This window comes from Corynebacterium sp. UD i78 (assembly GCF_056280545.1).
In genome coordinates this window covers 1,987,513-2,013,089 of sequence record NZ_JBWCED010000001.1, presented here as the reverse complement: position 1 = coordinate 2,013,089, position 25,577 = coordinate 1,987,513, and the positions used below count along the sequence as shown (strand labels likewise).

The 25,577-nt window shown below is 68.9% G+C and carries 26 protein-coding genes and 1 pseudogene; 14 read left to right on the top strand and 13 right to left on the bottom strand.

The features are described from left to right. Window positions 1-36 precede the first annotated feature (36 nt). Genes ACZ9GM_RS09495 through ACZ9GM_RS09470 form a run of 6 tightly spaced genes read right to left on the bottom strand, consistent with a single transcriptional unit; the run spans window position 37 to window position 3,316 of the window. Window positions 37-600, bottom strand: a complete 564-nt coding sequence (locus tag ACZ9GM_RS09495; RefSeq protein ID WP_291473517.1) for an Asp23/Gls24 family envelope stress response protein — start codon at window positions 598-600, stop codon at window positions 37-39. Then, entirely contained in the window at window positions 597-1,166 is a 570-nt protein-coding gene (locus ACZ9GM_RS09490; RefSeq protein ID WP_476037712.1) for a hypothetical protein, read from the bottom strand. The genes ACZ9GM_RS09495 and ACZ9GM_RS09490 overlap by 4 nt, the downstream gene beginning before the upstream one ends. Window positions 1,167-1,170: 4 nt before the next feature. Continuing rightward, window positions 1,171-2,121, bottom strand: coding sequence for an Asp23/Gls24 family envelope stress response protein (locus ACZ9GM_RS09485; protein ID WP_291473519.1), 951 nt, complete (start codon window positions 2,119-2,121; stop codon window positions 1,171-1,173). Window positions 2,122-2,127: 6 nt separating this feature from the next. Next, the gene (locus tag ACZ9GM_RS09480) at window positions 2,128-2,316 is read right to left on the bottom strand and encodes a hypothetical protein (RefSeq protein WP_291473520.1); all 189 of its coding nucleotides are present in this window, start codon (window positions 2,314-2,316) and stop codon (window positions 2,128-2,130) included. Beyond that, window positions 2,313-2,789 carry a hypothetical protein gene (locus tag ACZ9GM_RS09475; protein ID WP_291473521.1) on the bottom strand — a complete coding sequence of 159 codons (477 nt, stop codon included), beginning with the start codon at window positions 2,787-2,789 and terminating at the stop codon, window positions 2,313-2,315. The genes ACZ9GM_RS09480 and ACZ9GM_RS09475 overlap by 4 nt, the downstream gene beginning before the upstream one ends. A gap of 17 nt (window positions 2,790-2,806) precedes the next feature. Beyond that, window positions 2,807-3,316 (bottom strand): Asp23/Gls24 family envelope stress response protein, encoded by a 510-nt coding sequence (locus ACZ9GM_RS09470; RefSeq protein WP_291473522.1) that lies wholly within the window; start codon window positions 3,314-3,316, stop codon window positions 2,807-2,809. Between the two features lie 668 nt (window positions 3,317-3,984). Between ACZ9GM_RS09470 and rpsJ the strand changes: the two are divergent. The 11 genes and pseudogenes from rpsJ (at window position 3,985) to rpsQ (ending at window position 9,152) form a co-directional block, all read left to right on the top strand. After that, window positions 3,985-4,291 (top strand): annotated as a pseudogene (rpsJ, locus tag ACZ9GM_RS09465) (30S ribosomal protein S10). A 40-nt stretch (window positions 4,292-4,331) separates the two neighbouring features. After that, window positions 4,332-4,988, top strand: a complete 657-nt coding sequence (gene rplC / locus ACZ9GM_RS09460) for a 50S ribosomal protein L3 (RefSeq protein WP_291473523.1) — start codon at window positions 4,332-4,334, stop codon at window positions 4,986-4,988. Beyond that, window positions 4,985-5,635 carry a 50S ribosomal protein L4 gene (rplD, locus tag ACZ9GM_RS09455; RefSeq protein WP_291473524.1) on the top strand — a complete coding sequence of 217 codons (651 nt, stop codon included), beginning with the start codon at window positions 4,985-4,987 and terminating at the stop codon, window positions 5,633-5,635. Before rplC ends, rplD begins: the two co-directional genes overlap by 4 nt. Beyond that, a complete protein-coding gene (rplW, locus tag ACZ9GM_RS09450) occupies window positions 5,632-5,934 on the top strand; it encodes a 50S ribosomal protein L23 (RefSeq protein ID WP_014010892.1) in 303 nt (100 codons plus the stop codon). The genes rplD and rplW overlap by 4 nt, the downstream gene beginning before the upstream one ends. A 36-nt stretch (window positions 5,935-5,970) precedes the next feature. Further along, a complete protein-coding gene (gene rplB / locus ACZ9GM_RS09445) occupies window positions 5,971-6,813 on the top strand; it encodes a 50S ribosomal protein L2 (RefSeq protein ID WP_291473525.1) in 843 nt (280 codons plus the stop codon). Window positions 6,814-6,828: 15 nt separating this feature from the next. Further along, a complete protein-coding gene (rpsS, locus tag ACZ9GM_RS09440) occupies window positions 6,829-7,107 on the top strand; it encodes a 30S ribosomal protein S19 (protein WP_066584351.1) in 279 nt (92 codons plus the stop codon). Window positions 7,108-7,109: 2 nt separating this feature from the next. Continuing rightward, window positions 7,110-7,472, top strand: coding sequence for a 50S ribosomal protein L22 (rplV, locus tag ACZ9GM_RS09435; RefSeq protein WP_291473526.1), 363 nt, complete (start codon window positions 7,110-7,112; stop codon window positions 7,470-7,472). Further along, the gene (rpsC, locus tag ACZ9GM_RS09430) at window positions 7,472-8,221 is read left to right on the top strand and encodes a 30S ribosomal protein S3 (RefSeq protein ID WP_476037711.1); all 750 of its coding nucleotides are present in this window, start codon (window positions 7,472-7,474) and stop codon (window positions 8,219-8,221) included. The genes rplV and rpsC overlap by 1 nt, the downstream gene beginning before the upstream one ends. 3 nt (window positions 8,222-8,224) lie before the next feature. Next, window positions 8,225-8,641 (top strand): 50S ribosomal protein L16, encoded by a 417-nt coding sequence (gene rplP, locus ACZ9GM_RS09425; RefSeq protein WP_014010887.1) that lies wholly within the window; start codon window positions 8,225-8,227, stop codon window positions 8,639-8,641. Then, the gene (gene rpmC, locus ACZ9GM_RS09420; protein WP_291474150.1) at window positions 8,641-8,874 is read left to right on the top strand and encodes a 50S ribosomal protein L29; all 234 of its coding nucleotides are present in this window, start codon (window positions 8,641-8,643) and stop codon (window positions 8,872-8,874) included. The genes rplP and rpmC overlap by 1 nt, the downstream gene beginning before the upstream one ends. Beyond that, a complete protein-coding gene (rpsQ, locus tag ACZ9GM_RS09415; RefSeq protein WP_291474149.1) occupies window positions 8,871-9,152 on the top strand; it encodes a 30S ribosomal protein S17 in 282 nt (93 codons plus the stop codon). The genes rpmC and rpsQ overlap by 4 nt, the downstream gene beginning before the upstream one ends. Before the next feature lie 231 nt (window positions 9,153-9,383). On the opposite strand, the gene ACZ9GM_RS09410 is transcribed toward rpsQ, so the two are convergent. Then, a complete protein-coding gene (locus ACZ9GM_RS09410; RefSeq protein ID WP_291474148.1) occupies window positions 9,384-11,021 on the bottom strand; it encodes a (2,3-dihydroxybenzoyl)adenylate synthase in 1,638 nt (545 codons plus the stop codon). Then, window positions 11,018-17,728: a condensation domain-containing protein gene (locus tag ACZ9GM_RS09405; RefSeq protein WP_476037710.1), complete on the bottom strand. Its 6,711-nt coding sequence runs from the start codon at window positions 17,726-17,728 to the stop codon at window positions 11,018-11,020. Before ACZ9GM_RS09405 ends, ACZ9GM_RS09410 begins: the two co-directional genes overlap by 4 nt. 86 nt (window positions 17,729-17,814) lie before the next feature. Between ACZ9GM_RS09405 and ACZ9GM_RS09400 the strand changes: the two genes are divergently transcribed. After that, window positions 17,815-18,066, top strand: a complete 252-nt coding sequence (locus ACZ9GM_RS09400) for a phosphopantetheine-binding protein (RefSeq protein WP_291474146.1) — start codon at window positions 17,815-17,817, stop codon at window positions 18,064-18,066. Here ACZ9GM_RS09400 and ACZ9GM_RS09395 read toward each other — a convergent pair. Next, window positions 18,063-19,820 (bottom strand): amino acid adenylation domain-containing protein, encoded by a 1,758-nt coding sequence (locus ACZ9GM_RS09395; protein WP_476037709.1) that lies wholly within the window; start codon window positions 19,818-19,820, stop codon window positions 18,063-18,065. The two genes, ACZ9GM_RS09400 and ACZ9GM_RS09395, sit on opposite strands and share 4 nt — an antisense overlap. Further along, entirely contained in the window at window positions 19,817-21,172 is a 1,356-nt protein-coding gene (locus ACZ9GM_RS09390) for a SidA/IucD/PvdA family monooxygenase (RefSeq protein ID WP_291474144.1), read from the bottom strand. Before ACZ9GM_RS09390 ends, ACZ9GM_RS09395 begins: the two co-directional genes overlap by 4 nt. 86 nt (window positions 21,173-21,258) lie before the next feature. Here ACZ9GM_RS09390 and ACZ9GM_RS09385 point away from each other — a divergent pair, with 86 nt between their 5' ends. Next, the gene (locus tag ACZ9GM_RS09385) at window positions 21,259-21,954 is read left to right on the top strand and encodes a GNAT family N-acetyltransferase (protein ID WP_291474143.1); all 696 of its coding nucleotides are present in this window, start codon (window positions 21,259-21,261) and stop codon (window positions 21,952-21,954) included. A gap of 120 nt (window positions 21,955-22,074) precedes the next feature. Then, window positions 22,075-22,707 (top strand): GNAT family N-acetyltransferase, encoded by a 633-nt coding sequence (locus ACZ9GM_RS09380; RefSeq protein WP_476037708.1) that lies wholly within the window; start codon window positions 22,075-22,077, stop codon window positions 22,705-22,707. Window positions 22,708-22,728: 21 nt separating this feature from the next. Here the strand turns inward: ACZ9GM_RS09380 and ACZ9GM_RS09375 are convergent, their stop codons facing one another. Genes ACZ9GM_RS09375 through ACZ9GM_RS09365 form a run of 3 tightly spaced genes read right to left on the bottom strand, consistent with a single transcriptional unit; the run spans window position 22,729 to window position 25,548 of the window. Next, a complete protein-coding gene (locus tag ACZ9GM_RS09375; RefSeq protein WP_291474141.1) occupies window positions 22,729-23,871 on the bottom strand; it encodes an acyl-CoA dehydrogenase family protein in 1,143 nt (380 codons plus the stop codon). Continuing rightward, the gene (sfnG, locus tag ACZ9GM_RS09370; RefSeq protein WP_291474140.1) at window positions 23,868-24,974 is read right to left on the bottom strand and encodes a dimethylsulfone monooxygenase SfnG; all 1,107 of its coding nucleotides are present in this window, start codon (window positions 24,972-24,974) and stop codon (window positions 23,868-23,870) included. The genes ACZ9GM_RS09375 and sfnG overlap by 4 nt, the downstream gene beginning before the upstream one ends. 4 nt (window positions 24,975-24,978) lie before the next feature. Then, on the bottom strand, window positions 24,979-25,548 hold the full coding sequence (locus ACZ9GM_RS09365; protein WP_291474139.1) for a flavin reductase family protein: 570 nt from the start codon (window positions 25,546-25,548) through the stop codon (window positions 24,979-24,981). Between the last annotated feature and the right edge of the window lie 29 nt (window positions 25,549-25,577).

Genomic DNA, 25,577 nt, shown 5'->3' with positions numbered 1-25,577 from the left:
GCCACGTCAACGCACCCTGTCAGGCCGTACGGCAGATCAGTTGTTCTGCTTGACCTGCTCTATCTGGAGCAGGAACCGGGGCCGGATGTCCTGTCCGGGCACTGCGGCCCTGATGTCAGCAGAGGCCCGGGTACAGGCCTGACGCAGGTCTGCGACATCGGCCTCCGCCGTGGCACGCAGCCGGATCTCGAGGACATCGGTCGAACGGTCCTGCACCGCCCGGAACGTCGCAGAACGGATGTCGTCACGGGTCTCGAAGCTCTGCGCGACGGCGGACGCAAGATCAGCCGGATGGATACTGATCACCCCGGCGGTACCGGAGGCCGGCGAGGTCTTCCGGCCCAGCCTTTTGCGCTCGATGTTCACCGCCAGCAGCACCAGACCCAGGATGAAGAGCACGAGAGCGGCGATGCGCAGGATGTCATCGTAGTTCTCCCTGTCCGGCAGCCCGGTCCAGAAGTCCCGGTCGGCGTACTCGCCGATGCGGTGGGCGAACTCCCAGTCGATCGCCAGGCCGATGCCCCAGGTGGCCAGGCCTGCGAAGACCAGGAAGAGCAGGAAGGTGATGAAGCGGTTGAAGCCCGCCTTTCCACGGTTCACCGATCCTCACCTCCCGGTGTCGAGGCGACGACCTTCACGACGACGGCCGGCTCGGGATCGAGCATCGCAGCGAGATGTCCGACCTGGTCCGAGACACCCGCTGAGACGGCGTCGCGTTCGTCCTGGTCACCTGCGGCGGTGGTGACAGTCACGGTGATGCGCTTGCGGGTCGCGACGGTGGACGCACGGAGCACGCCACCTGCCTGTCGGGCGGCCGCGGTACTCATGCGGGCGACATCGACCGGCCGGGCGTAGAGGGCGGCGTCCTCCCCGAAGGAGAGGTGCGTCCGAGCACGCGGACGCAGCGTCGCCACGAGCAGGACCAGGGCCACCAGAGCGCAGCCGATCGCTGAGGGAAGGACCCAGCCGGCATACCTGACCTCGCCGATCCAGTCATAGACCGGGGCCAGCAGCTGGTCGGTACTGATCGACTCCTGCACGACCAGAAGATCGTGGAGGGCAACACCGCCGGCGGCCAGCAGAACCAGGCCGAGGAGGATCGTCCACCACCGCGCCCGGGGGGACGCCGCGGGTACCGGTGCCGGCGCCGTGGACTGTTCACTCATGTGCTCATTCCTTTCCTTCGAACGGTCGGCCGCCGGCGTCAGTGGCGTCAGCAGCGCCACCGGCATCCCCGGTACCGCTGTGCCGCACGACGGTCGGGGTGATGCGGGGATGGCGGTTAACCGTCACCGGTATCACCTTGTGACGGCTGATCTGCGGGTACGTCGTCACGCAAAGCCCCTGCGGGGTGGGCACGGCCTTCACCGGCAGTCCCTGCGGGGTGGGGATGTTCTCCAGGCGGGGACCGGGCGGCGTCGGGATGTCGTGTATGACCGGACGTGGCGTCGGTGTCTCAGGCTCGATCGCCGGGGAGTGCGTGACGTCCACCGGAGTGAGGGGCGCGCGCGGCGCGGTCTGCACCTCGTCGAGTTCCGGTGCCGGGGGAGTGGTGACATGGTCAGGACGCTGCGGGCGTCCGGCGCGCACCGGTGTCAGCGGAGTATGTTCGCGGGTGACCGGGTGACCGGCTTCGGGCACCGTGCGCTCAACCGTGGGGGATGTGACGGTGAGCGGGGTGGCGACGACCGGTTCGAGCTCGGGGGAGCGCGGGGCGTCTGCCAGATCGGTGGCGGTAACGCGTTCGGCCGGAACGACGGCACCGACACCCACGTTGACCGTGGAGACGGCGATCCCGGTTCCGTCGGTGATCCACTGCGCGACCGTCTCACGGACGGTCTTGGCGACGTCCACCGCCGGACTGGGCCAGGCGACGGCGATCTGGATGTCGACGCTGACCGAGCGGTGTCCGGCGTCCCACCGCAGTTCGGCGCGCGGCAGACTGCGACCGGTGAAGCGGTTGATGCCCGAGGAATGACTGAGGACGCCGGGTACCGACAGTGCGCCGCGGACGGCGAACTGCCGGGGGATCCGGTCGTCAATCGTTGTGGTGCTCCGGGAAGTGCTCGGGGAAGTGCTCGGGGAAGTGCTCGGGGAGGTGTTCGGGGAAGTGGGCTCCACGGTGGATCAGCCCCGTCCGCGGTGCCCCGAGCTGAAGACGGCCCGAAGGTCGATCAGTCCCTCGAGGTGGGCGCCGACGATGCCGCCGACACCGCACAGCACGGCGACGACGAGGAAACCGGTGATCCCGGCCCACAGGGCGCCGACGGCGAGCAGGAAGCCGACGAGTACGCCGAAGAGGGTTGCGTACCTCATTGTTTCTCCGATCTGGAGTTGCTGGAGTCTCTGGTGGTGCCCGTGTCCGTGTACCGGCGGGCACCCGGGAACTTGCGGGGGAGATGCCCCTGGACGGAGCGGACCATGGAGGACGCCGCCTTGCCCGCGGTCTTACGGACCTTGCGCAGCTTCGGCGTCTGGGTGTCGACGACCCGGCGTGCCCGGTCACGGATCTCCTCGGCCCGGCGGTAGACCTCGTCGGTGTACTGCTCGGCGAGATCGGTGGCCTGGCGCGCGACATCGTCCGGGATGAACCCGGGCAGGTGGATGTCGTTGAATTCCGGGCGGGGCCGGGTGCGTCGTTGCCACTCGGCGTCGAGTCGGTCGAGTGCCTCGATAAGCGCCTCGTCGGAGCCGCCGTGATCCGGATGATTCTCACGGATCACCTGGCGGCGCCGCTTGACGTACTCCGGGTCGTCCCGGAAGGAGGCACGGGAGGTGGGGTCAGCCATGGTCTCTGCAGTCCCGGTTACTGGACGCGGGGAGCCTTCTCTGGCTCGACGTCCTCACTCTCACGGTCGTCGTCACCCGGGAGGTGGACGTCGTGGACGGTGACGTTGACCTCGGTGACCTCCAGACCGGTCATCTCCTCGACGGAAATGATGATGTTGCGGCGGATGGCTTCGGCGAGCTCGTGGATGGCGACGCCGTACTCGGCGACGATGGAGATGTCGACGGCCGCCTGGCGCTCGCCGACCTCTACGGAGATGCCCTGCTGGACGTTGACGCGTCCACCCGGGATGCGCTCGCGCAGCGCGCCGAGAGCACGGGCGGTGGATCCGCCGAGGCCGTGGACTCCGGTGACCTCGCGGGCGGCCATGCCGGCGATCTTCGAGACGACGACGTCGGCGACGGAGGTGCGACCGTGGTCGGTGACCAGGTTGGAACCGTCGTCGCGGACGGCCGGGGTGGTGGAGGAGGCGGAGGACGAGGGGGTTGTGTTACCGGTGTTCTCGTCCGCGGGCGTGGAGTTGCTCATGTGGGGGCATCCTTCGTTGGGTAGCTGGTCGGTGTGTGTCCTGCGCGGTGCAGAAGCTCTTCTGTGTCCATGGTAGACACCTGTGAAAGCTGAATGTCCTGCAGTTCGGGACCACGTGATCCACATCCCGACCGCCATGACGGTGTGATGTTCACCATGCTACGCGGTGGACGGTTCCCCGGACTTGATTGTCGCCGGTCGGACGTGCTTTAATACCTCTCGTTGCTTTGACACGTCTCCTGCGCGCCCGGAACACCTCCGGACGCAAGACGGTGACGATGGTGAAGTGAGCATGAACCACACGGAGGCCCTCCGGGGCGGCCAAGGGTTCCAGCGCAGGGTCACGGACTTGTCCGTCCTGCGGGAGCCGGAGTGGGGCATGGCAAATAAACAGCGGCAGTTAAGCGAAGGTCCCACGCATCATGGGGGGCTCTTCCTCGGATGGCTGGGGTTCCCCGGTCGTTTCCGGTCAGTGACGGCGCAGCGGTGATTGCCTCCCCTCCCCGTCCCGGATTCGACGCAGGAACCCGCACGGTCATGAAGACACTGGCGTCTGTGCCAGCTTCATAAGCCGGACAGCGTTAACCAAGAAACAAGAAGTTCCCACGCCATCGGGCAGGGAAGACACCCACCCGTCATTGGAACGGGGAACGAGGAAGAGGACTAGCGTGGCGGGACAGAAGATCCGCATCAGGCTCAAGGCCTATGACCACGAGGCAATCGACGCTTCTGCCAAGAAGATCGTCGAGACGGTCACCCGTACCGGTGCCCGCGGTGGTCGGCCCTGTGCCTCTGCCCACCGAGAAGAACGTGTACTGCGTCATCCGTTCGCCGCACAAGTACAAGGATTCTCGCGAGCACTTCGAGATGCGCACCCACAAGCGGCTCATCGACATTCTCGACCCGACGCCGAAGACCGTTGACGCTCTCATGCGCATCGATCTTCCGGCCAGCGTCGACGTGAACATCCAGTAATCCTGGTCTTTGAGTCGGAACTGAGCAGCGGAGCAGAATTATGAGCGAAAACGAGATCAAGGGCATCCTGGGCAAGAAGCTCGGCATGACCCAGATCTTCGACGAGGAGAACCGGGTCGTCCCGGTCACCGTCGTCGAGGCTGGGCCCTGTGTCGTCACCCAGGTGCGCACCAAGGAAACCGACGGCTACGATGCCGTCCAGATCGCCTTCGGCGACATTGACCCGCGTAAGGTCAAGAAGCCGCAGGCCGGTCACTTCAAGAAGGCCGGCGTGACCCCCCGCCGCCACGTGACGGAGATCCGCGTCGAGGACGCCTCCGCCTACGAGGTCGGTCAGGACATCACCGCCGAGCTCTTCGCCGACGTCACCTACGTTGACGTCACCGGCACCTCCAAGGGTAAGGGCTACGCCGGCGCCATGAAGCGCCACGGCTTCGCCGGCCAGGGCGCCTCCCACGGTAACCAGGCTGCCCACCGCCGCGTCGGCGGCATCGGCGCCTGCGCCACCCCGGGTCGTGTCTTCAAGGGCACCCGCATGGCAGGTCGCATGGGTAACGAGCGCGTCACCCTGCAGAACCTCAGGATCGCCCGGGTGGACGCCGAGTCCAACCTGGTGCTGATCAAGGGTGCCATCCCCGGAATCAACGGTGGCATCGTCACCGTCAAGACCGCAGTGAAGGGCGGTGCACACGCATGAGTAATCTGACCCTCAACGTCCACACCGCTGACGGATCCACCAACGGCACCGTTGAGCTTCCGGCGTCGATCTTCGACGTCGAGCCCTCTGTGCCGCTGATGCACCAGGTCGTCGTGGCGCAGCTGGCCGCGAAGCGCCAGGGCACCCACGCCACCAAGACCCGCGGCGATGTCCGCGGCGGTGGTAAGAAGCCGTTCCGCCAGAAGGGCACCGGTCGCGCCCGTCAGGGTTCCACCCGTGCGCCCCACATGACCGGTGGTGGCACGGTCCACGGTCCGCAGCCGCGTGACTACGACCAGCGCACCCCGAAGAAGATGAAGGCCGCCGCCCTGCGCGGTGCTCTGACCGACCGCGTCCGCAACGAGCGCATCCACCTGGTGGAGGAGCTCGTCGCCGGCCAGACCCCGTCGACCAAGTCGGCGCGTTCCTTCCTGGAGCGCCTCACCGACCGCAAGACGGTCCTGGTTGTCCTCGGTCGCGAAGACGTCACCGCCTGGAAGTCCGTGAACAACCTCCCGGCTGTCCACGCGCTGTCCTTCGACCAGCTGAACACCTACGACGTCCTCAACGCGGACGACGTGGTCTTCTCCGTCGAGGCGCTCAACGGCTTCATCGAGCAGTCCAGCAAGAAGGAGGAGGCCAAGTGACCACCATCGCTGACCCCCGGGACGTCATCATCGCCCCCGTCGTCTCCGAGAAGTCCTACGGTCTCATGGAGCAGAACGTCTACACGTTCCTGGTGAGCCCGGACTCCAACAAGACCCAGATCAAGATTGCCGTCGAGGAGATCTTCGGTGTGAAGGTCGCCAGCGTGAACACCCTCAACCGTGCAGGCAAGCGTAAGCGCTCCCGCACCGGTTACGGTCAGCGCAAGGCCACCAAGCGCGCCATGGTCACCCTGGTCGCCGGCAGCGAGCCCATCGACATCTTCGGTGGCGCGGCCTAGGCCGCGGATACCGACAGGTAAAGAGAGAGCAGAAGTATGGCTATTCGCAAGTACAAGCCGACTACGCCGGGTCGCCGCCAGAGTTCCGTGTCCGAGTTCGACGAGATCACTCGTTCGACCCCGGAGAAGTCTCTGCTGCGCCCGCTGTCCAAGACCGGTGGCCGCAACGTCCACGGCCACATCACCACCCGTCACAAGGGTGGTGGACACAAGCGCCGTTACCGCGTCATCGACTTCCGTCGTGTCGACAAGGACGGTGTGCCCGCCAAGGTCGCCCACATCGAGTATGACCCGAACCGCACCGCGAACATCGCGCTGCTTCACTTCGCCGACGGCGAGAAGCGGTACATCATCGCGCCGAAGGGTCTCAAGCAGGGCCAGGTCATCGAGACCGGTGCCCAGGCTGACATCAAGGCGGGTAACAACCTGCCGCTGCGCAACATCCCGACCGGTACCACCATCCACGCTGTGGAGCTGAAGCCGGGCGGCGGCGCCAAGCTGGCCCGTTCCGCCGGTGCTTCCATCCAGCTGCTCGGTAAGGAAGGCAAGTACGCGATCCTGCGTATGCCGTCCACCGAGATCCGTCGCGTCGACATCCGTTGCCGCGCCACCGTGGGTGAGGTCGGAAACCAGGACCAGATCAACATCCGCTGGGGCAAGGCCGGCCGTATGCGCTGGAAGGGCGTCCGCCCGACCGTCCGCGGTGTCGTCATGAACCCGGTCGACCACCCGCACGGTGGTGGTGAGGGTAAGACCTCCGGTGGTCGCCACCCGGTCTCCCCGTGGGGTCAGCCTGAGGGCCGCACCCGCAAGCCCAACCGTCCGAGCGACAAGCTGATCGTCCGCCGTCGCCGTGCCAACAAGAACAAGAAGCGCTAAAGGAGGTAGTTGAGAATGCCACGCAGCCTCAAGAAGGGCCCGTTCGTGGACGAACACCTCCTCGCGAAGGTGGACGCCCAGAACGACGCCGGCACCAAGAAGGTCATCAAGACCTGGTCGCGCCGTTCGACCATTCTCCCCGATTTCATCGGTCACACTTTCGCCGTCCATGACGGTCGGAAGCATGTCCCGGTGTTCATCGACGATTCGATGGTCGGTCACAAGCTGGGCGAGTTCGCCCCGACCAAGACCTTCAAGGGTCACATCAAGGACGACAAGAAGGGTCGGCGATAGTCATGTCCGACACCATCAACTCCGCACGCGCCACGGCCAAGTTCGTTCGGGTCACCCCGATGAAGGCCCGTCGCGTCATCGACACCATCCGCGGCAAGTCCGTGGAGGACGCGCTGGCGATCCTGCGCTACGCCCCGCAGTCGGCTTCTGAGCCGGTCGCGAAGGTCGTGGCCTCCGCCGCCGCGAATGCCGAGAACAACTTCGGCCTGGATCCCGACTCGCTCGTCATCTCCGCGGCTTTCGCCGACGAGGGACCGACGCTCAAGCGGTTCCAGCCCCGCGCCCAGGGTCGGGCCTTCCAGATCCGCAAGCGCACCAGCCACATCACCGTGGTTGTCGAGAGCCAGAAGGGAAGTGCTCAGTAGTGGGCCAGAAGATTCACCCCCACGGCCTCCGGCTGGGTATCACTTCCGAGTGGCGCTCCCGCTGGTACGCCGACAAGCAGTACGCTGACTACCTCGCCGAGGACATCAAGATCCGCGAGTTCCTGTCGAAGGGCCTCGACCGCGCCGGCATCGCCGACGTCGTCATCGAGCGCACCCGCGACCGCGTCCGCGTGGACATCCACACCGCCCGCCCGGGTATCGTCATCGGTCGCCGCGGCGCCGAGGCCGACCGGATCCGTGGCCGTCTGGAGAAGCTGACCGGTAAGCAGGTCCAGCTGAACATCCTCGAGGTCAAGAACATCGACGCGAACGCCCAGCTGGTGGCCCAGTCCATCGCTGAGCAGCTGAGCAACCGCGTGGCCTTCCGCCGCGCGATGCGCAAGGCCATCCAGTCCGCGATGCGCCAGCCCCAGGTGAAGGGCATCAAGGTCGTCTGCTCCGGTCGTCTGGGCGGCGCTGAGATGGGCCGCACCGAGCGTTACCACGAGGGTCGCGTTCCGCTGCACACCCTGCGCGCCGAGATCGACTACGGCACCTACGAGGCCCACACCACCTTCGGCCGCATCGGCGTGAAGGTCTGGATCTACAAGGGTGACGTCGTCGGCGGCCGCCGCGAGTCTCTGCTGAACGCCCGTGACGAGCGCAACTCCCGCGGTGGCGCCCGTCGTGAGCGTCCGCGTCGCGGTGGGGCCCGCCGGCAGCGTGCCGACCAGAAGCAGGAGGGTTAACCCATGCTTATCCCCAAGCGCGTCAAGTTCCGCCGTCAGCACCGGCCGCACCGTTCCGGTGTGTCCAAGGGCGGCAACCGCGTGACCTTCGGCGACTACGGCCTGCAGGCCCTGGAGCCGACCTACATCACCAACCGTCAGATCGAGGCTGCTCGTATCGCCATCAACCGCCACGTCAAGCGTGGTGGCAAGGTGTGGATCAACATCTTCCCGGACCGTCCGCTGACCCAGAAGCCGCTCGGCGTGCGTATGGGTTCCGGTAAGGGCCCGGTCGAGAAGTGGGTCGCGAACGTCAAGCCCGGCCGCATCCTGTTCGAGATGTCCTACCCTAACGAGGAGATCGCCCTCGAGGCTCTCCGTCGCGCCGGTAACAAGCTCCCCTGCAAGGTGCGCATCGTCAAGAAGGAGGATCAGTTCTGATGGCTACCGGTACCCCGGCTCACGAGCTCCGTGACCTCAGCAACGACGAGCTGACCACCAAGCTGAAGGAGGCGAAGGAGGAGCTGTTCAACCTGCGCTTCCAGAACGCCACCGGTCAGCTGACCAACAACCGTCGCCTCGGCACCGTCAAGCGCGACATCGCCCGGATCTACACCGTGCTCCGCGAGCGCGACCTGGGCCTGTCCACCGCTCCGGAGGGTGACGCAGCATGAGTGAGGCCAACGTGACCAACGAGAACACCAAGGGCAGCCGCAAGGTCCGTCAGGGCTACGTGGTGTCCGACAAGATGAGCAAGACCATCGTTGTCGAGCTCGAGGACCGTAAGCGCCACGCGCTCTACGGCAAGATCATGCGCACCAACACCAAGGTGAAGGCGCACGACGAGGAGAACACCGCCGGTATCGGCGACCTCGTCCGCATCGAGGAGACCCGCCCGCTGTCCAAGGACAAGCACTTCCGTCTCGTCGAGATCATCGAGAAGGCCAAGTAGTCTCTGCTTTCCGCAGGGCTCACGCCTGATCGTCACTGATCACCGAAAGCCCCCGCCCCGGGTCTGTCCGGGTCGGGGGCTTTCGCGCGTCCGGGTCAGGAAGTGTGCCTCGGGGAGGACGTCGACAGACGTAATCTGCGAGCACGGATGGCGTGAACCCGGCAGTTCAGTGCATTCGTGCCCGCAGATTTCGACGGATGCTCCGGACTCCCGACCGCTCCGGACGCCCGCCTAGGCCTGCTGAGCCTTCTTGGAGACCTTGCCGACGCCGGTCAGCGGGAACTCGGCGACGATGTCGATGAGGTCGGGCACCGCGAAGCTCGACAGCCCGGCCTCGCGGGCGAACTTCCGAAGCTTGGTAGGCGTGAGTCCGTGCGCAGCGGGATCGGAGGCGGCGTCCTGCCGGGGAATGACGAACGCGCGGATCTTCTCACCGAGCACCTCATCCGGCATGCCGACGACAGAGACGTCGTGGACAGCGTCGTGGGTGAGCAGGATGTTCTCCACGGCCTCCGGCGCGATCTTCTCACCACCCCGGTTGATCTGGTCCTTGGCACGGCCGACGACGGTGAGCGTCCCGCCGCGGAAGACGACGATGTCGCCGGTGCGGTAGAAGCCGTCGGCGGTGAAGGACCGGGCGTTGACCTCGGGGGCACGGTGGTAGCGGCGGATCGTGTACGGACCGCGGGTGAGCAGATTTCCCGGCTCACCCTCCGGCACGTCGACGTCCTCGTCGTCGACCACGCGGATCTCGTCCCACGGGCTCATGGGGCGTCCCTGGGTGGCGACGGTCTCCTCGATCGAGGCGTCCAGCGGAGTGTAGTTGACCAGTCCTTCAGCCATGCCGAAGACCTGCTGGAGCGTCCAGCCGAGTTCCGGGTGGACGCGACGGGCGGCGGCTTCCGACAGTTTCGCCCCGCCGACCCACACGGTGCGGACCGAGGAGACGTCGAAGGAGTCGCGCTCCGGGAAGTTCAGCAGACTGATCAGCGCCGGCGGCACCAGGGCCAGGTGGGTGACACCGTGCTCGGCGATCAGCGGCAGCACCTCAGTCGGCATCGGGTCGGCGGCGAAGACGATGGACGCACCGACCTGCACCGCGCCGAGGATGCCAGGGGAGCTCATCGTGAAGTTGTGGGAGGCGGGCAGCGCCACCAGCAGCACATCCCCGTGCCGCAGATCGCAGACATCGACGGACGCGCGCACGGAGTAGAGGTAGTCGTCGTGGGTCTTCGGTATCTGCTTGGGCACACCGGTGGTGCCGCCGGAGAGCTGCAGGAAGGCGAGCTCGTCGGGGGCGACGGACGCGGCGTCCGGCACGGGCAGGGCGTCCGCCCCGTCCCACGGGGACGCCTCGTCGACGAGGATCATGGTGACCTCCTCGGCGACGTCCCGGTGCACCCGGGCGAGGTGACGGTTCGGCGTCGCGGTGGAGACGTAGAACCGGGCCGGGGCGTGGGAGGCGAAGTGGCGGATCTCGGTGGAGCCGTGGGCGGGAAGGGAGAACACCGGGATCGCGCCGAGCCGCCAGACGGCGAAGACGGTCTCCAGGTAGGCCACGGAGTTCGGCAGCTGGATGATGACGCCGTCACCGCGACCCACCCCGGCACCGGCCAGGACGGCGGCGGCACGGGACACGCCCTCGTCCAGCCCTGTCCAGGTCACGGTGCGGTGCCGGTCGGTGGCGGCGGTTTCGGCGGGCCAGGATTCCACGGCACGGCGGAACAGGGCCCAGTGGGTGTCGCCGGTCCAGGCACCGAGCTTGCGGTAGCGCTCGGCGTCCTCACGGGGGACACCGGTGGCGAGAACGTCGGGGTTGCCGGGGGCGTCGGCATCGGTCGCGGCGTCGAGAACAGTCTGATGGTTCACTGCAGTCCTTCCAGAATGGCAGGGGTGATCGCGTCCCAGCCGGCGTCGGTGGCGAGACCGGCATGGGTGAGGTCGAGGGTGAGGGTGCGGGGCGTGCGGGGGAGGACGCCGGCCCAGGCGGAAGCGGGGTCCCACCCGCGGTGCCCCTGCAGGTCGGCGACCCGCTCATCGGCCGTTGTCGCGACGATGAGCTGGGTCTCGCCACCGAAGGCGGTGAGGTCCACCGGGGCGGCGGTGCGCAGCAGGCCGTCGCAGTAGGCGAGGTTGGTGCCCAGGGTGCGTGCCATCATCTCGGCGGCCTCGGCGCCACCGGGCATGTCGTCGATGTCAGGGACTCCGGCGACGGCGGCGATCTGCGTGGCGGTGAGCTCAGGGGTCTCGGCAGGTGACTCAGGCACGGGGCCGGCTCCTGCGGGGTAGGCGTCCATGATGCCGAGCCAGGAGACCTCTTCACCGCGGCGCAGCAGTTCGGCGGTCATGGCCTGCGCGAGGACGCCGCCGAAGGAGTATCCGAGAAGCCGGTAGGGGCCGTGTGCCTGGACCTGCTGGACGGAGTCGACGTAGCCGACGGCGAGCTCCGTCAGGTCGGTGACCGCCGGGTGCGGGTCCGGGAGCTGCAGGCCGGTGACCGGGATGTCGTGCGCGGAGAGGCGGTCGGCGAGGCCACGGAACGGCAGGGCGAACCCACCGCCGGGGTGCACGGCGAAGACGGGTGACTGGGCGCCGGGGCCCAGCGGCAGGATCTGGCTCGATCCGCCACCGGTCAGCCGTGCGGCCAGGGCGGCGGGGGAGCCGGTCTCGACGATGTCCTGGATGGTGACCTCGTCGAGCCCCTCGCGACGCAGCCGGCCGAGCAGTCGCATGGCGAGCAGGGAGTGGCCGCCGATGTCGAAGAAGTTGTCGTGGTCGCCCACGTGGTCCGTCTTCAGCAGGGACGCCATGACGCCGGCGACGGTCGCGGTGACCTCGGCGGGGCCCAGGTCGGGATTGGTCGGGGTCGGCCGGGCGGGTTCAGCCGGTGCAGCGGTCTGAGCGGGCTGAGCAGCCTGGGCGACCGGCGTGGCGCCTTTTCCGGTGCAGGTGCCCTCCCAACGGGGCAGTCCGCTCAGCACCTCGTCCACGGTCGGATCCCCGACCAGGGCGTCGAGGACCCGGGTGAGGGTGTCGCGCGCGAGGGTGACGAAGGCGGCGTCCACCAGGTCGGGGCGGTGCGCGAGGACGACGCGCATCGGCTCGCCCGGGTCGGTCGGCGGTGCGACACAGGACAGTGGGAAGCTGGTCATGCCGTCGACGTGCACCTCCGCTACACCGATCCGGTCGCCGGTGAGGGGAGTGGCGGGCAGTGAGGGGAAGTTGTCGAAGACGACGAGCGTGTCGAACAACGCCCCGCCGCCGGCGAGTTGCTCCACACGGATCAGCGGGGTGGACTCGTGGGCGGTCATCGCGGCCTGGGTACGTCCGATGGTGCGCAGCAGGTCGGTGACGGTGCCGGCGCGGGTTGCGGCGTCGAGGGTGACGCGGGCAGGCAGGGTGTTGATGAACAGCCCGACGGTCTGCTCGATGCCGGGCAGTTCGGTCGGACGCCCCGAGACCGTCGTCCCGAAGATGACGTCCTCCCGGCTGGTCAGCGCAGCGAGGGTCAGTGACCAGGCAGCCTGCAGCAGGGTGTTCCCGGTGACGCCGGCGGCGCGGGCACGCTGGGCCAGCGAGTCCGGGACCGTCAGCTCATCGACGGTTTCCCGGGTCACCTCACCGGTGCGCTCCAGGTCCTCGGGCGTGACCGGGGCGAGGTCGTGGATGATCGTGCCGTTGACGGTGCCGGTGGTGGTGCCCAGTCGCTCACGCCAGGCGTCGTCGTCGGCGTCGGTGGCACCCGAGGCATCGCGGTCGGCGAGCCAGGTGAGGTAGTCGGAGTAGGGGGCGGCGGAAGGCAGGGCGTCCCCGTGGTAGATGCTGAGCAGGTCACGCAGCATGACCGGGGTGGACCAGCCGTCGGTGAGAAGGTGGTGGTTGCCGAGGACCAGGCGGGCGGACACCGTGTCCGCTTCCCCGGTTCCCGGCAGCAGGACGAGCTCGGCGGCGACGAGCGGGCCGGCCGTCAGGTCGATGCGCCGGGACGCCATGGCGCGCAGCCGGTCGTCGGCGGCCGCGGTGGCGGCGTCCGCCGGGAGGTAGCGGAGGTCGACGGTGCGCCACGGCAGCTCGACGCCACGGGGGATCAGCTGCACGGGTTCGTCGAGGCTCTCACCGTCGAAGCGGGCGCGGAGCAGATCGTGGCGCCCGAGGGTGGAGCGGAAGGCCCGGTGGAGGCGGTCGGCGTCGACTGGTCCGCGCAGATCGATGCCGGCGGAGAGGACGTAGCCCGACCCGCCGCTGAGTGCGTGGTAGAGCAGGCCTTCCTGCAGCGGGGAGACCGGCCACACGTCGGCGAGCGGGCCGTGGCGCTGTTCCCAGATGTCGATCTGCGCCTGGCTGACTTCGACGGCCAGGTCGGAAGGGGCGGCCCCACCGTCGGTGGTCCGGGCGAGCACGGCCAGGGCGGTCAGTGCCTCGGTGAGCTGCGCGGCGAGTTCCGGGGTGCCGTTGTAGAGCCGCGCGTCCTCCGGGCTGACGAGCAGGTGCGGGGCACCGGCGGTGAGCAGCGTCGGCCCGGTCGGCAGCATCGGAGAGGACACCGGCCCGACCGTCAGTGCAGGGGTCGCGACACTCTCGGGTGCCTCCTTGACCTGCAGCAGGACCTCGCGGGGCGTGCCGGTGAGCGCCGGCAGGGTGGTGGTGTGGGCGAGGTTGCCGAGGACCTGCGTGTCGGTGGTGCGGAGGCGCATACCGACGGCCTGCCCGGTCGCGAGTGCCGCTGCGGCCGTGACCACGACCTCCGGGGTGGTGTGGAACAGCTCGGGGAGCAGGGAGAACAGTGCTTCGCGGTCGGGCACCTCGAGCAGGGTGGGCTGCTGTGCCGACTCCTGTGCCGGTTCCTGTGTCTCGTCGGCGACGAGGTCGGGTCCGGTGGTGGTGTCGGCCAGTGCGGCGGCGCGCCACGACCCGGCGGCAGGACACAGCGGGCGGCCGGCCAGGGCACGGTCCAGTTCCGCGAGGAAGGTGGCGGTACTGTCCGGGTCGAGGACGCTGCGGTGCACGGTGACCTGCAGGTCGCCGTTGTCGTCGGGGATGGTGACGCGCCAGACGAGGCCGCGCTGCGGGGCGAGGCCGGCAGGCGTGGCGGTGTCGGCGGTCGTCTCCAGGATGACCTCGGCCGGGTCGACCAGCGGGGTACGCGGGACGATGATCTGCGGGGTGTCGGCGGTGAGGTCGAGGACGGCGCGCAGTGCACCGTGGGTGGTCATCATCGTGGTGACGGCGGTGAGCAGGCGGTCGCGGTCGACTCCGGGGGCGGAGACCGTACCGGTCAGAGCTGCTCGGGCAGGCACGGCTGTCGTGGGGAAGGCGCCGGTGGCGTAGAGGGTGTCTGCACCGGTGCCGGTGCCGGTGCCGGTGGTGGTGCCGGGTGCAGCGCCGTCCTCCTGCGCTGCCCCGCGTCCGGTGTCCGGGGTGACCCGCTCGGCTGCGGCGGCGACATCGGCCAGTTCCGTCCCGGCGAGCAGGTCCTTCGCGGCGATGCCGTAGCCACGGTGGCGCAGGCGCCCGGCGGCGGTGAGAGCACCGATGCTGTCGCCACCGAGACTGATGAAGTCCCGGTCCAGGGGCAGCAGGTCACCGGAGTCGAGGCCGAGAATCCCGGCAAGGACGTCGGCGAGGACCAGTTCGGCGGCGCTCCGGGGGTTCACTGAATCTTCCTCTGCCGCCCTCTCCGGGAATCTGCCACCCGGGGCGACATTTGGGGTGACGTTCACCTTTTCCGCGAGGGCACGGCGGTCGATCTTGCCGCCGACGGTCAGCGGCAGCCGGTCATGGACCTGCACCCGGGTCGGCACGAGGTGTCCGGGCACCGTCTCCGCGACCGCGGCCCGCACATCGAAGGCCGGGACCCGGGCGGCAGCCGCCTCAGTCAGCGACACATGGGCGATGAGTTTCAGCGCGCCGGGCGCCCCGAAGGTACCGACGGCGGCACCGGTGATCTCGGGCAGGGCGAGCAGTGCGGCCTCGACCTCGCCGGGTTCGACACGGTGGCCGCGGATCTCCAGTTGGTCGTCGGCACGGCCGAGGAACAGGGTGCCGCGTCCGGGCATCCACCGCACCAGGTCTCCGGTACGGTAGCTGCGGATGCTCCCGTCGCTCCCGTCGATCTCACCGAAGACCTCGGCGGTCTGCTCCGGGCGACCGCGGTAGCCCGGCGCCACCTGCGGCCCGGCGAGGACGAGCTCGCCGACCTCGTTGTCCGGCACGGGTTCACCGTCGGTGTCCAGGATCAGCGCGGTCATGCCCGGCACGGCACGACCGATGGTGACCGGTCCCGGCGTCACGCGCGCGGTGAGGGCGTCCACCGTGGTCTCGGTCGGTCCGTAGACGTTCCATGCAGAGATACGCGACGCTGCGAGCCGGTCCCACAGGGACGCCGGTATCGCCTCACCACCGAGGATGACGGTGCTCACCGCGGAATCGTGGAGCGCACCGGAGTCGATGAGTGCACCGGCGAGCGAGGGGGTGGCGTCGAGCACGGAGATCCGGTCGCGCTGCAGCACGGTACGCACCGCGGCCGGATCACCGACGGTGCCGTGGTCGTAGAGGTGCACGGTGGCACCGGTGAAGATCCAGGCGAGCTGGTCCAGTGCGGCGTCGAAGGAGAAGGACGCCGTGTGCGCGACATGGAGGCGACCGTCGGTGGAGCGTGACCAGGCGTCCGGCCAGAGCTCGGCGGCGTGCCCGGCGAGCAGGGACTCCACGGCGGACCGGGTGATCTCCACGCCCTTCGGGGTGCCGGTGGTACCCGAGGTGTAGAGGAGATAGGCCAGGTCGGGGAGGGCCGCTGCGGTGCTGTCCGTGTCAGTGGTGCGCAGGCCGTTCTCGTCGAGGACCGCGACGGCACCGGAGTCACCGAGGATCTGTGTCCGACGCGCCGCCGGGTGCTCGCGGTCGAGGACGACGAAGGCGCGGTGGGCGCGCCACACGGCCAGGACTGCGACGGCGAGGTTCGGTCCCTTCGGCAGGTCGAGGGCGATGACCGAGCCATCGTCACCGGCACCGGACAGCTCAGTGACCAGGTCCGCGACCTGCCGGTGGACCTCGGCGGCAGTGAGCGAGACCGTGGCGTCGTCACTGACGAGCAGGGGAGCGTCCGCGGTCTCCCAGGCGCTCTCACCGGAGGAACGGACTCCGAGCCGGTCGACGAGTTCGTCGAGGGTGGGGACGACCTCGGGCAGGGGCTCCCCGGCCCGGTCCGCGGCGACGGTGGCACGGAAGGTGGCGTCCCGCAGGCGGACATCGGCCAGCGGGCCGGAGCAGGTGAGGAAGGCACGGATGTCCTCGAGTCGCTGCCGGGCGGTCGCCGCGGGGACGCTCAACGGGTCGGTCTCGAAACCGAGGTCGACGCCACCGTCGGCGGCCGGGGTGACCACGAGGACGAGGTCCTCCGGCGGGCCACCGGCGACATTGCGGAGAACACCGACGGTGCCGGCGAAATCAAGGGAGAAGTCGAAGGTCTTGAGGTTCAGACCGATGCCGTGCAACACCGCCGGGCCACCGGTACCACGCAGGTCGCGGGCCAGTTCGGAGCCGGGGTAGCGCTGGTGGGAACGGACCTCGTCAAGGGCGGAGTGTGCCGCGGCGGCGACCTGCTCCAGAGTGTCGGTGCCGGCCACCGGGAAACGCAGCGGCAGCATGTTCACCAGCATCGCCGGGGTGCGGCGCAGCGGGCCCGAGGTCCGGGCCATCATCGGCATCGCCAGCAGGGCCTCCTGCGAACCGTCGACCCGGGTACCGGTGAACCCGAACTTGCGCAGCCAGGCACCGTAGGCCGCCATGACCAGGTCCGACCAGACCAGGCCGGCGTCCTCGGCACGTGCCCGCAGGTCGGTCATCTCCCCGGCGGAGAGACGTACTGTCGTGGTGATCGAGGTCGTGCCCGCACCGTGGACATGGTCCTCGCGGCCGGTGGTGTCCGGGGCGGGGGTGAGGTAGTCGTGCCAGAACGCGCGGTCTGTATCCCTGTCCGCCGCGGCGTAGGCCAGGTCGGCTTCGACGATCTCGGCGATCGGGGCGAACCTGGTGCGCCGGGCGGCGCGTCCCCCCGCGAGTTCGGTGTAGTGCGCGGCGGTGCGGCGGGTGAGCAGCGCGGCGCTGTACCCGTCGACGATGATGTGGTGGTACAGCTGCACGCACCACACCCGACGCAGCCCGGCGTCATCGGAACCCAGGTCGAGGATCAGGTAGCGGTGCAGGTCACCGTCGGTCATGGTGCGCCAGCGCTCACCGCAGGACGCCTTCTCCGCGTCGATGACCGCGTGGGCCAGCAGCACCGGGTCCGGCGCGCCGGAGAGGTCACGGATCTCCGGGCGGGACGCCGGGGTGTCGTCGACGAACTGCCGGGGACCGTCGGCGGTGTCGGTGAAGCGCAGTCGCAGGGTCTCGGACTCGTCTACGGTCAGCCGGACGGCTTCGGCGAGCAGGTCGACGGGGCTCTCCCCGTCCGCGCCGGAGGCCAGACCGTCGAGTTCCAGGACCTCGCCGACGACGTAGTAGGGGGACGTCGGGTCGAGGAGCTGGGCGTTCCAGATGCCGCGCTGGGCGGCACCGAGGTCGAGCAGGGACAAGACAATGACCTTTCAGGTCTGGTGAGGCTCAGTTAAGCCGGGGTGGTAGAGTCCGCGCGGAACAACCGCACAAGGAAAGGTGAAATATGACAGAGCAGGGCACTCTTGACGACCTCATGGCGTCCCTCCGGGTGAAGGTCGCCACGCTGATGAACATCGAGGTCGGCGACCTGGACGAGGACGAGGAGCTCATGGACCAGGGTCTGGACTCGGTCCGCCTCGTCGAGGTCGTCAGCTTCCTGCGGGATGCCGGTTACCAGGCCGACTTCGCCGACCTCGCCGAGGACAGCTCGTTGACCGCCTGGCGTGAACTCCTCGAGGATCTCGGGGAGAACTAGAACAGCTCCGCGAGAGCCTTCCGGTCGAGCTTGCCGTTGTGGTTCATCGGCAGGCTGTCGACCACGAGGATCTTCGAGGGGACCATGTACTCCGGCACCTCGCGCGCGAGCTGGGTGGCCAGTGCGGTGGTGTCGGGAGCATCCGCGGCGTCCTCGTCGGCGATGACGGCGGCGTAGAGCACCTGCGCGCCGCCCTCGTCGGTGGCGACGGCGGCGGCCTGACGCACACCCGGCAGATCCCGGAGGCGGGACTCGACCTCGCCGAGCTCCACGCGGTTGCCGCGGATCTTCACCTGGTCGCCGATGCGGCCCAGGAACTTCAGGATGCGGCGTCCCCCCACCTCGGTCCAGGAGACGATGTCGCCGGTGCGGTACATGCGTCCGCCGTCGGCCTCGGGGTACAGCGAATCGACGAAGACCTCGGTGGTCAGCTCGTCGCGGTTGAGGTACCCCAGGCCCACCTGCGGGCCGGCGAGGCACAGCTCACCGGGGGTGTCCCAGGCGTCACCGGCCGGGTCAACCTCTGTGCCGTCGTCGGCGATGACGTAGCAGGCGACGTTGTCCTCGGGCAGGCCGAGCAGGCTGGCGGTGTCGTCGAAGTCGGCGGCGTTGACCAGTTCGTCGGTGTACTCGATCCAGGTGACGTCCATCGCCGCCTCGGTCGGACCGTAGAGACCGTGCACGCGGCAGCCGATCTCGTCGCGGGAGCGGCGCACGATGTCCGCGGGCACGGCCTCGCCGCCGAAGATCATGTGGCGGATATTGCTGAATGCGCTCAACGGGACGCCGAAGTCGTCGAGGACGTCGAAGATGACGCGCATCAGCGAGGGGACCATCGACATGACGGTGACGTCGTAGCCGGAGATCATCTTCACCAACGCGTCGACGTCACCGGGCCACCAGTCAGGCGCCGGGACGACGACCACGCCGCCGGTGGCCAACGGGCCGATGAGCTCGGCGACGCCCACGTCGAAGCTCACCGGGGCCTTCTGCAGCATGCGGATCGGAGCGGACGCCTCGCCGGCCTCCGTCGTGGAGGTCAGGGCCCGGCCCATCCACAGCAGGTGGGCGGTGACGCCGATGTGCGTGTTCACCGCGCCCTTCGGCGTCCCCGTGGTGCCCGAGGTGTAGATGATGTAGCAGGGGTCTTCACCGCGCACCGGGCGGGACTGCTCGGTCTGGCTGAACGGGCCGGCGGTGGCCCAGGTCGGGTCGGCGGAACCGTCGAGGATCGCGCGACCCAGCGGCGAGTCGTCGGTGATCGTCGCGGTGACGATGCCGGACTTCGCCAGCTTGTCGGCCAGGCCCGCCGGGAGGGACGCCCCACCGAGGGCGAAGGCCGCAGCCGGCTCACAGTCGCCGAAGATGAAGGCGACCCGCTCGGCGGGATAGGAGGCGTCCACCGGGACGTACACCGCACCGGCACGGATGATGCCGGAGACGACGGCGGACATCCAGCCGCAGCGGTTGGCGAGAACGGCGACACGGTCGCCGGTGCCCACACCGCGGTCCCGCAGGTAGCGGGCGACGGCGGTGGCGCGACGGTCGAGCTCGGCGAAGGTCAGCGGACCACCGTCGCCCACGACGGCGGGGTCGTCGGGGTGGGTTGCCGCAGTCTGTGCGAACAGGACGTCGAGCGAGGCCGGCCCGATGTCGACGGTCGGGCCGAAGCGCAGGTCACCGGCGCGTCCGGTGTAGGCGGGGACTGAAGACGCTGAAGACGCTGAAGACGCTGAAGACACGGAGGCGGTCACAGGGTGATCCTTTCGGGGGACGGGACAGTGGCGGTAGGGGAGTCGGGGCGGACGCCGAGACCGGTGAGGACACGGTCGGACAGCTCACCCAGGCAGCTGAGGTTGGCGAAGCCGGGACCCTGCCGGAAACCGGCGAAGGCGGGGAGGAAGAGGGTGGGGGACATGCCTTCGAGGGCGAGGTCCTCGCCGATCCGGTCCTCGACGGCCCCGGCGGTGACCGCGCCACCGCAGGCGGAGATCAGCGAGGCGACGGTGCGCTCGTCCATCATCCGGGTGAACCACAGCGGCGAATTACCGCGGGCGTCGATGACCAGGTCGAACAGTTCGGTGCGCTCACCGGTGCGTCCGCCGGGCAGACTCTCGGTGAGATGCACGGCGGTGGCGCCGTCTGCGCCGGGCTCGCTGGTGACCGAGCTGACGCGTCCCCGCAGGTGGCTGACCCGGTCCTCGGCCATGAGGTTGGTCTGCACCCGGGCTGAGAACACACCCCGGTCGCAGCGGGCGATGACGTCTCGACGGGCGTCCTCGTCGAGCGTGGCCCAGGCGCGCGGGTCGGTGTAGATCTCGTTCTCGAAGACGCCCTCACCACGGGAGAAGATCGTCGCGGTCGGCGAGACGACGGCGATGTCCACCACATCGTGGCGGACCACTTCGTCGATGATCGACGCCGCGGTCTCGCCACCTCCGATGACGGCGACACGGCTGGCCGTGGGGAGGCGTCCTTCCCCTACCGCCGACCAGAAGCCGGAGACGGAGAGGACGCTCGGCAGCGGGGCGATGCGGCGGTCGGAGCGTCCTGGCCCGGTCATCATCAGGGCGTCCGCGGTGACGCGGGTGGTGGAGCCGTCGGCGAGGTCGACGGACAGGGACCAGCCGTCGGCGCCGAGGTTGCCGGTGCCGCGGGTATTACGCAGGCCGATGCGGGTGACCTGGCCGTTGACCAGGTTCATGCGGGTGTTCACCGCCGCCCAGCGCAGGTAGTCCGCCCAGAGGTAGTGGCGGGGTGAGGGGTGTCCGCGGTCGACCCAGGAGGCGTAGCGGTCCGTGGCGATGAGGAAGGCGTGCCAGCTCACTGACATGAGTTCGCGGTCAACGCAACGGTTGAGCGGGTCGGTCTCACCGGACCCGGCGATGCGGGTGCGGTAGGGGAAGCCGACGTCCTTGGTGGGGGAGGTGCCGAGCTGGTGGCGTCCGTCGGTCCAGCCTCCGCCGGAACGCCAGTTCCCGCCGATGCCCTGGTAGTCCACGACGGTGATGTCGGGGGTGGAGAGACCGAGGCTGCGCAGGGCGTGCGCTTTGGCCTGGACGGCGACCGCCTTGGGGCCGGCGCCGAGTATGACGAGTGATTTCACGTGGGTAGGCTACCCTGGGAAGGTCACCCTGATCAAAGGTAAAGGGTGGCTAACTTACTACGTCTCCCGAAAGTTGTTGCCGCACCATGTCCCACGACACTACAGAATCTGCCGCTCAGGCGGTGGATCCCGAGGTGGATCTCAGCGTCCTGCACCGCCTGCGCAGCGATGTTCCGTCTGAACAATTTCTCCCCGACCCGCCGCCCGTGCCCGCCGAACTCGGCCACGGGCTCGACGCACACTTCGCGGTCCGCCCCGCCGATCCTGAGCAGGACGCCGCGATGGTCGCCGACTGGATGCGGACCCCGCAGCTCGAAGCCGCGTGGGAGCAGCCCTGGCCCGCCGAGCGCTGGGCCGCGGACTGGCGGGCGAAGCTCTCCACCACGTACTCCGTGCCCGTCATCGTCTCCTACCGGGGCCGCGACGTCGGCTACATGGAGATCTACCGGCCGCACCGCGACGAGATCGGCAAGGTCTACCGTTCGCAGCCGCACGATCTCGGCTGGCATGTCGCCATCGGGGACGCGTCCTTGACCTCCAACGGCATCTTCGGACCGTTCCTGCGCGACCTCACCACGGCGCTCATGGCCGCGGACCCGGAGTGTCGGCTGGTGATCGTCGAGCCGGACGCCGGCAATGAGCGCGTCCACCACGGTCTGCGGGCCTTCGGTGCGGTGGACGCCGGTGAATGGCAGCAGCGTGCAGACCGTCGCGTCCGCCTGTTCCTCTGGCCGGCGGACGGGGAGGATGCCGAGGCCCGGCTGTTCGACCGGGAGAGCTGACCGGGGACTGGCCGAGACTGAACATCCTGTTCAGGATCGTGTGTTAGGGTCGCCTCTGTCGCAGCTCCGGCGACACCCCTACCCCATGTCTCTGTATCCCATCTCCTAAGGAACTCTCCCATGACCGCTTCCCCCTCACCGGTCCTCCCGCGCCTGCGGACCGATCTCCCTCCCTCCTCCACTCTTCCCTCACAGCCCCCGGTGCCGGATCTGACCGGGGGCTTCGCTGATTTCGCACTGCGGGTCGCCTCGCCCTCACCCGGCTCGGGGGACGCCGCCCTCGTCGCCGAGTGGATGTCGCTCCCGCACCTCGTCGAGACCTGGGAGCAACCCTGGGGTCCGGAACGCTGGGCGGAGGACTGGCGCGCGAAGCTGGCGACGACCTACTCGGTGCCGCTGATCCTCACACTGCGCGGGGAGTCGATCGGCTACATGGAGATCTACCGGCCGCACCGCGACGAGATCGGTGCGGTCTACGAGTCGGAGCCGCATGACCTCGGGCTGCACATCGCGGTCGGTGATCCGGCGCTGATCGGGCGCAGGGTGGTCGGCCCCCTGCTCGGTGCCCTGCCTCCGGCCCTGCTGTCCGCTGATCCGGAGTGCCGGGTCGTGGTCGTCGAGCCGGACCACCGCAACGAGCGGATGCATGCGGTGCTGCGTCGTGAGGGGTGGATGGACCAGGGTGAGCGGCAGCAGCGCGCGGACCGGCGGGTGCGGCTGTTCCTCTTCGGGGACGACGCCGCGACGCGGTAGTGCCACCGGCGCTGTGCGCCGCTACAACTGCGGCCCGAGTTGAGGTGCCTCGCCGGTGAGCGCGGCACGGCCCAGGACCGCTGCCTTGTCGCGTCGTCGTTCATGCAGGGTGTGGGTGCGCAGGTCACGCCAGTGGCGGTCGAGCCCCTCATCGCCGTGGCCGGAGGTGCCGCGGGTGCCGGTGAGTTCGAAGATGCGGGACGCCACATCGACCGTCACCGCCCCCGTGGTGGCTTTCGCGGCGGCGACCTGCAGGGCGGTGTCCGCGCGGTCGGCGTCCGTCGGGTCGGGGTGCGCCCACAGGGCGTCGAGCGCCCGGCCGGCCTTCTCCAGGACCGCCTCGGCGGCGAAGCGCTGCGCGGTGAGTTCGCCGGCGAGCTGAGCGGTGAGGTCATCGGGTGCGGAGCCGTTCCCGGCCAGGTCGACCGCCGCATCCAGGGCGGATGTCGCAATGCCCACGTCGATGGCCGTGTGCAGCAGCTGCGCGAACGCCCCGTAGCCGGGAAGTGCGAGTGCGCGGTCGAAGGTGTGGACACGGTGGTCGGGGACCGCGGCGTCCTGGAGGGTGACCGTACCGGAACCGGTGAAGCGCTGGCCGAGGGCGTCCCAGTCGTCGTGGACACGGATGCCGGGGGTGTCTGCGTCGAGGAAGGCGGCGAGGGTCTGCCGGTCCTCGCCGGGGTGCCTGGCGGTGACCGCCAGGACATCGGCGGAGGGGGAGCCGGTGCAGAAGACCTTCGTGCCGGTGAGGGTGTTGGTCTGGAGGACCACCGGATCGCGCTCGGCCTGGGCGTTGGCGATGAGGGTGCCGGCGCGCAGTCGGTCGGCCCAGTACTCCTCGAGGTCGGGGTGGTCGCCGGCGAAAAGCCAGCGGCTGAAGGTGAAGTGCGACTGCGGGATCTGCGCGAGGGAACCGTCGGCGGTGGCGAGGATCCGCAGGGCGTCCGCAATCTGTGACGGCGGCAGTTCCGGGCCGCCGAGCCGTGCCGGAACAGTGGCGGCGAGCAGGCCGGACCCCTTGAGGGCGGTCACGGCCTCGGCTATGCGTCGGGCCCGGTCGGTGTGTGCCGCCCGGTCTGTGTGGCCGGCGTGCGTGGCGTCCCCGGAGACGACGGCAGCCACCGCACGGGCGGCGGTGGCAGGGTCGGTGAGTACAGCGGTCATGCGTTGACGTGGGCGGGGGCAACGGCAGGGGCAGTGGAGTCACTGCGCAGCGGTGTGATGACCTCCTTGCCGAAGCGCTCGACCTCCTCCTGGAAGTTGAGATGTCCGGTGAGAACCAGGTCCGCGCCGATGTTCCGCAGCTCGTCGATCCGGTCGCTGATCTGGTCGGCGGTGCCGATGAGCCCGGTGCGGAAGCCGTCGTTGTACTGCACGAGGTCCTCCAGGGAGGAATTGGCCCACATGCCCTTGCCGTCGGCGGTGGACTGACCGGCCTGCTTGACCGAGGCGGCGAAGCCTTCGACCGCGCCCTGGTCGGCCTGCGCGATGATGTCGCGGAGCTTGTCGTGGGCCTGCTGTTCGGTGTCCTCGAGGATGACGAAGCCGTTGACCCCGATCTTCACCTCGCGTCCGGCGTCCTCGGCATGGCGGCGGACCTGGTCGATCTGGAGCTTCAGCTCGTCGACCGGGGCGCCGTTGAGGAAGTACCAGTCGGCGAAATGTCCGCCGTTGAACTGTGCGGCCGACGAGTTGCCGCCCTGGAACAGCTCGGGGGCGACGGTCGGGTGCGGGCTGATGGAGTAGTCGTGCAGGCGGTAGAAGTCACCGTTGAACTCGGCGTGGTCGCCGGCGAAGATCGCGCGGAGGACCTGCAGGAACTCGCCGGAGCGGCGGTAGCGTTCGTCATGCTCCAGCCAGGGCTCGCCGAACTTCCGGAACTCGTCTTTCAGCCAGCCGGAGACGACGTTGAGGGCGAAGCGTCCGTCGTAGAGCTCACTGGCGGTCGTGGCGAGGTTGGCGAGGACGGCGGGCTGCCAGAAGCCGGGGTGGACGGCGGCGATGACCTTGAGTTTCTCGGTGGCCTCGAGCAGTGCGAGGGAGAAACTGACGGACTCGTGCTGCGACTCGGCACCGTAGGACCCGAGGTAGCGGACCTGCGACAGGGCGTAGTCGAAGCCGACCTGCTCGGCGGTCTGTGCCAGGCGGCGGTTGTAGTCGATGCCCCAGTCGGTGGTCTGCCCGATGTCGGATACGACGAGGCCGCCGGAGACGTTCGGCACCCAGTAGGCGAACTGCAGGTTGTCGGTGATCTGTGCGGTGGACATGGTTCTACAGCTCCCCGACGGTCGTGACCTGCGAACCGTGGAAAACCAACGGAGCGGCGGACGGGGCGTGCTGGGCGACACGGTCGACCTCGAGAACCGCGGTGACGTGGTCGCCGGTGTCGAATTCGTTGACGATGTGGCCGGTGAGGTGGACCGCGGCGTCCTCCAGAAGGACGCTGCCCCGGTCGTTGTCCCAGGAGATGCCGTCGAAGCGCTCGTCGATCGGGCCGGCGAGCTGGCGGACGAGCGGGGCGTGGTCGGCGGTGAGGACGGAGATACCGAGGTGGTCGGCGGCGCGCAGCAGCGGCCAGGAACGGGAGGTCTTCTGGACGCTGACGGCGACGAGGGCGGGTTCGAGGGAGAGGCCGACGTAGGAGCCGACGATGAGGCCGATGGGCCTGCCGTCGACGACAGCGGCGAGGGTGGTGATCGGGGTCGGGATGGACGCCCACGCGGAGCGGAGCTCGGTGGGGGAGAGCGGTGTGGTGGTGCGCTCGGTGGTGTGGTTGGCGGTGGTTGAGTTAGCGCGATCGGCGGTGGTTGCTGTCGGTGCTGCGGAGGTCGGTGCTGTCATGTCCACGAGTAGACCACTCGGTCTGGATC

Excerpts from the sequence above, each read along its gene's own strand:
- rpsS (WP_066584351.1), top strand. The coding sequence starts at position 6,829 with ATGCCACGCAGCCTCAAGAAGGGCCCGTTCGTGGACGAACACCTCCTC.
- ACZ9GM_RS09365 (WP_291474139.1), bottom strand. The coding sequence starts at position 25,548 with ATGACAGCACCGACCTCCGCAGCACCGACAGCAACCACCGCCGATCGC.
- rplC (WP_291473523.1), top strand. The coding sequence starts at position 4,332 with ATGAGCGAAAACGAGATCAAGGGCATCCTGGGCAAGAAGCTCGGCATG.
- ACZ9GM_RS09475 (WP_291473521.1), bottom strand. The coding sequence starts at position 2,789 with ATGGCTGACCCCACCTCCCGTGCCTCCTTCCGGGACGACCCGGAGTAC.
- rpmC (WP_291474150.1), top strand. The coding sequence starts at position 8,641 with ATGGCTACCGGTACCCCGGCTCACGAGCTCCGTGACCTCAGCAACGAC.
- rplP (WP_014010887.1), top strand. The coding sequence starts at position 8,225 with ATGCTTATCCCCAAGCGCGTCAAGTTCCGCCGTCAGCACCGGCCGCAC.
- ACZ9GM_RS09470 (WP_291473522.1), bottom strand. The coding sequence starts at position 3,316 with ATGAGCAACTCCACGCCCGCGGACGAGAACACCGGTAACACAACCCCC.
- rpsQ (WP_291474149.1), top strand. The coding sequence starts at position 8,871 with ATGAGTGAGGCCAACGTGACCAACGAGAACACCAAGGGCAGCCGCAAG.
- ACZ9GM_RS09380 (WP_476037708.1), top strand. The coding sequence starts at position 22,075 with ATGACCGCTTCCCCCTCACCGGTCCTCCCGCGCCTGCGGACCGATCTC.
- ACZ9GM_RS09400 (WP_291474146.1), top strand. The coding sequence starts at position 17,815 with ATGACAGAGCAGGGCACTCTTGACGACCTCATGGCGTCCCTCCGGGTG.
- ACZ9GM_RS09375 (WP_291474141.1), bottom strand. The coding sequence starts at position 23,871 with ATGACCGCTGTACTCACCGACCCTGCCACCGCCGCCCGTGCGGTGGCT.
- rplB (WP_291473525.1), top strand. The coding sequence starts at position 5,971 with ATGGCTATTCGCAAGTACAAGCCGACTACGCCGGGTCGCCGCCAGAGT.
- ACZ9GM_RS09480 (WP_291473520.1), bottom strand. The coding sequence starts at position 2,316 with ATGAGGTACGCAACCCTCTTCGGCGTACTCGTCGGCTTCCTGCTCGCC.
- sfnG (WP_291474140.1), bottom strand. The coding sequence starts at position 24,974 with ATGTCCACCGCACAGATCACCGACAACCTGCAGTTCGCCTACTGGGTG.
- ACZ9GM_RS09490 (WP_476037712.1), bottom strand. The coding sequence starts at position 1,166 with ATGAGTGAACAGTCCACGGCGCCGGCACCGGTACCCGCGGCGTCCCCC.
- rplD (WP_291473524.1), top strand. The coding sequence starts at position 4,985 with ATGAGTAATCTGACCCTCAACGTCCACACCGCTGACGGATCCACCAAC.
- rplV (WP_291473526.1), top strand. The coding sequence starts at position 7,110 with ATGTCCGACACCATCAACTCCGCACGCGCCACGGCCAAGTTCGTTCGG.
- ACZ9GM_RS09385 (WP_291474143.1), top strand. The coding sequence starts at position 21,259 with ATGTCCCACGACACTACAGAATCTGCCGCTCAGGCGGTGGATCCCGAG.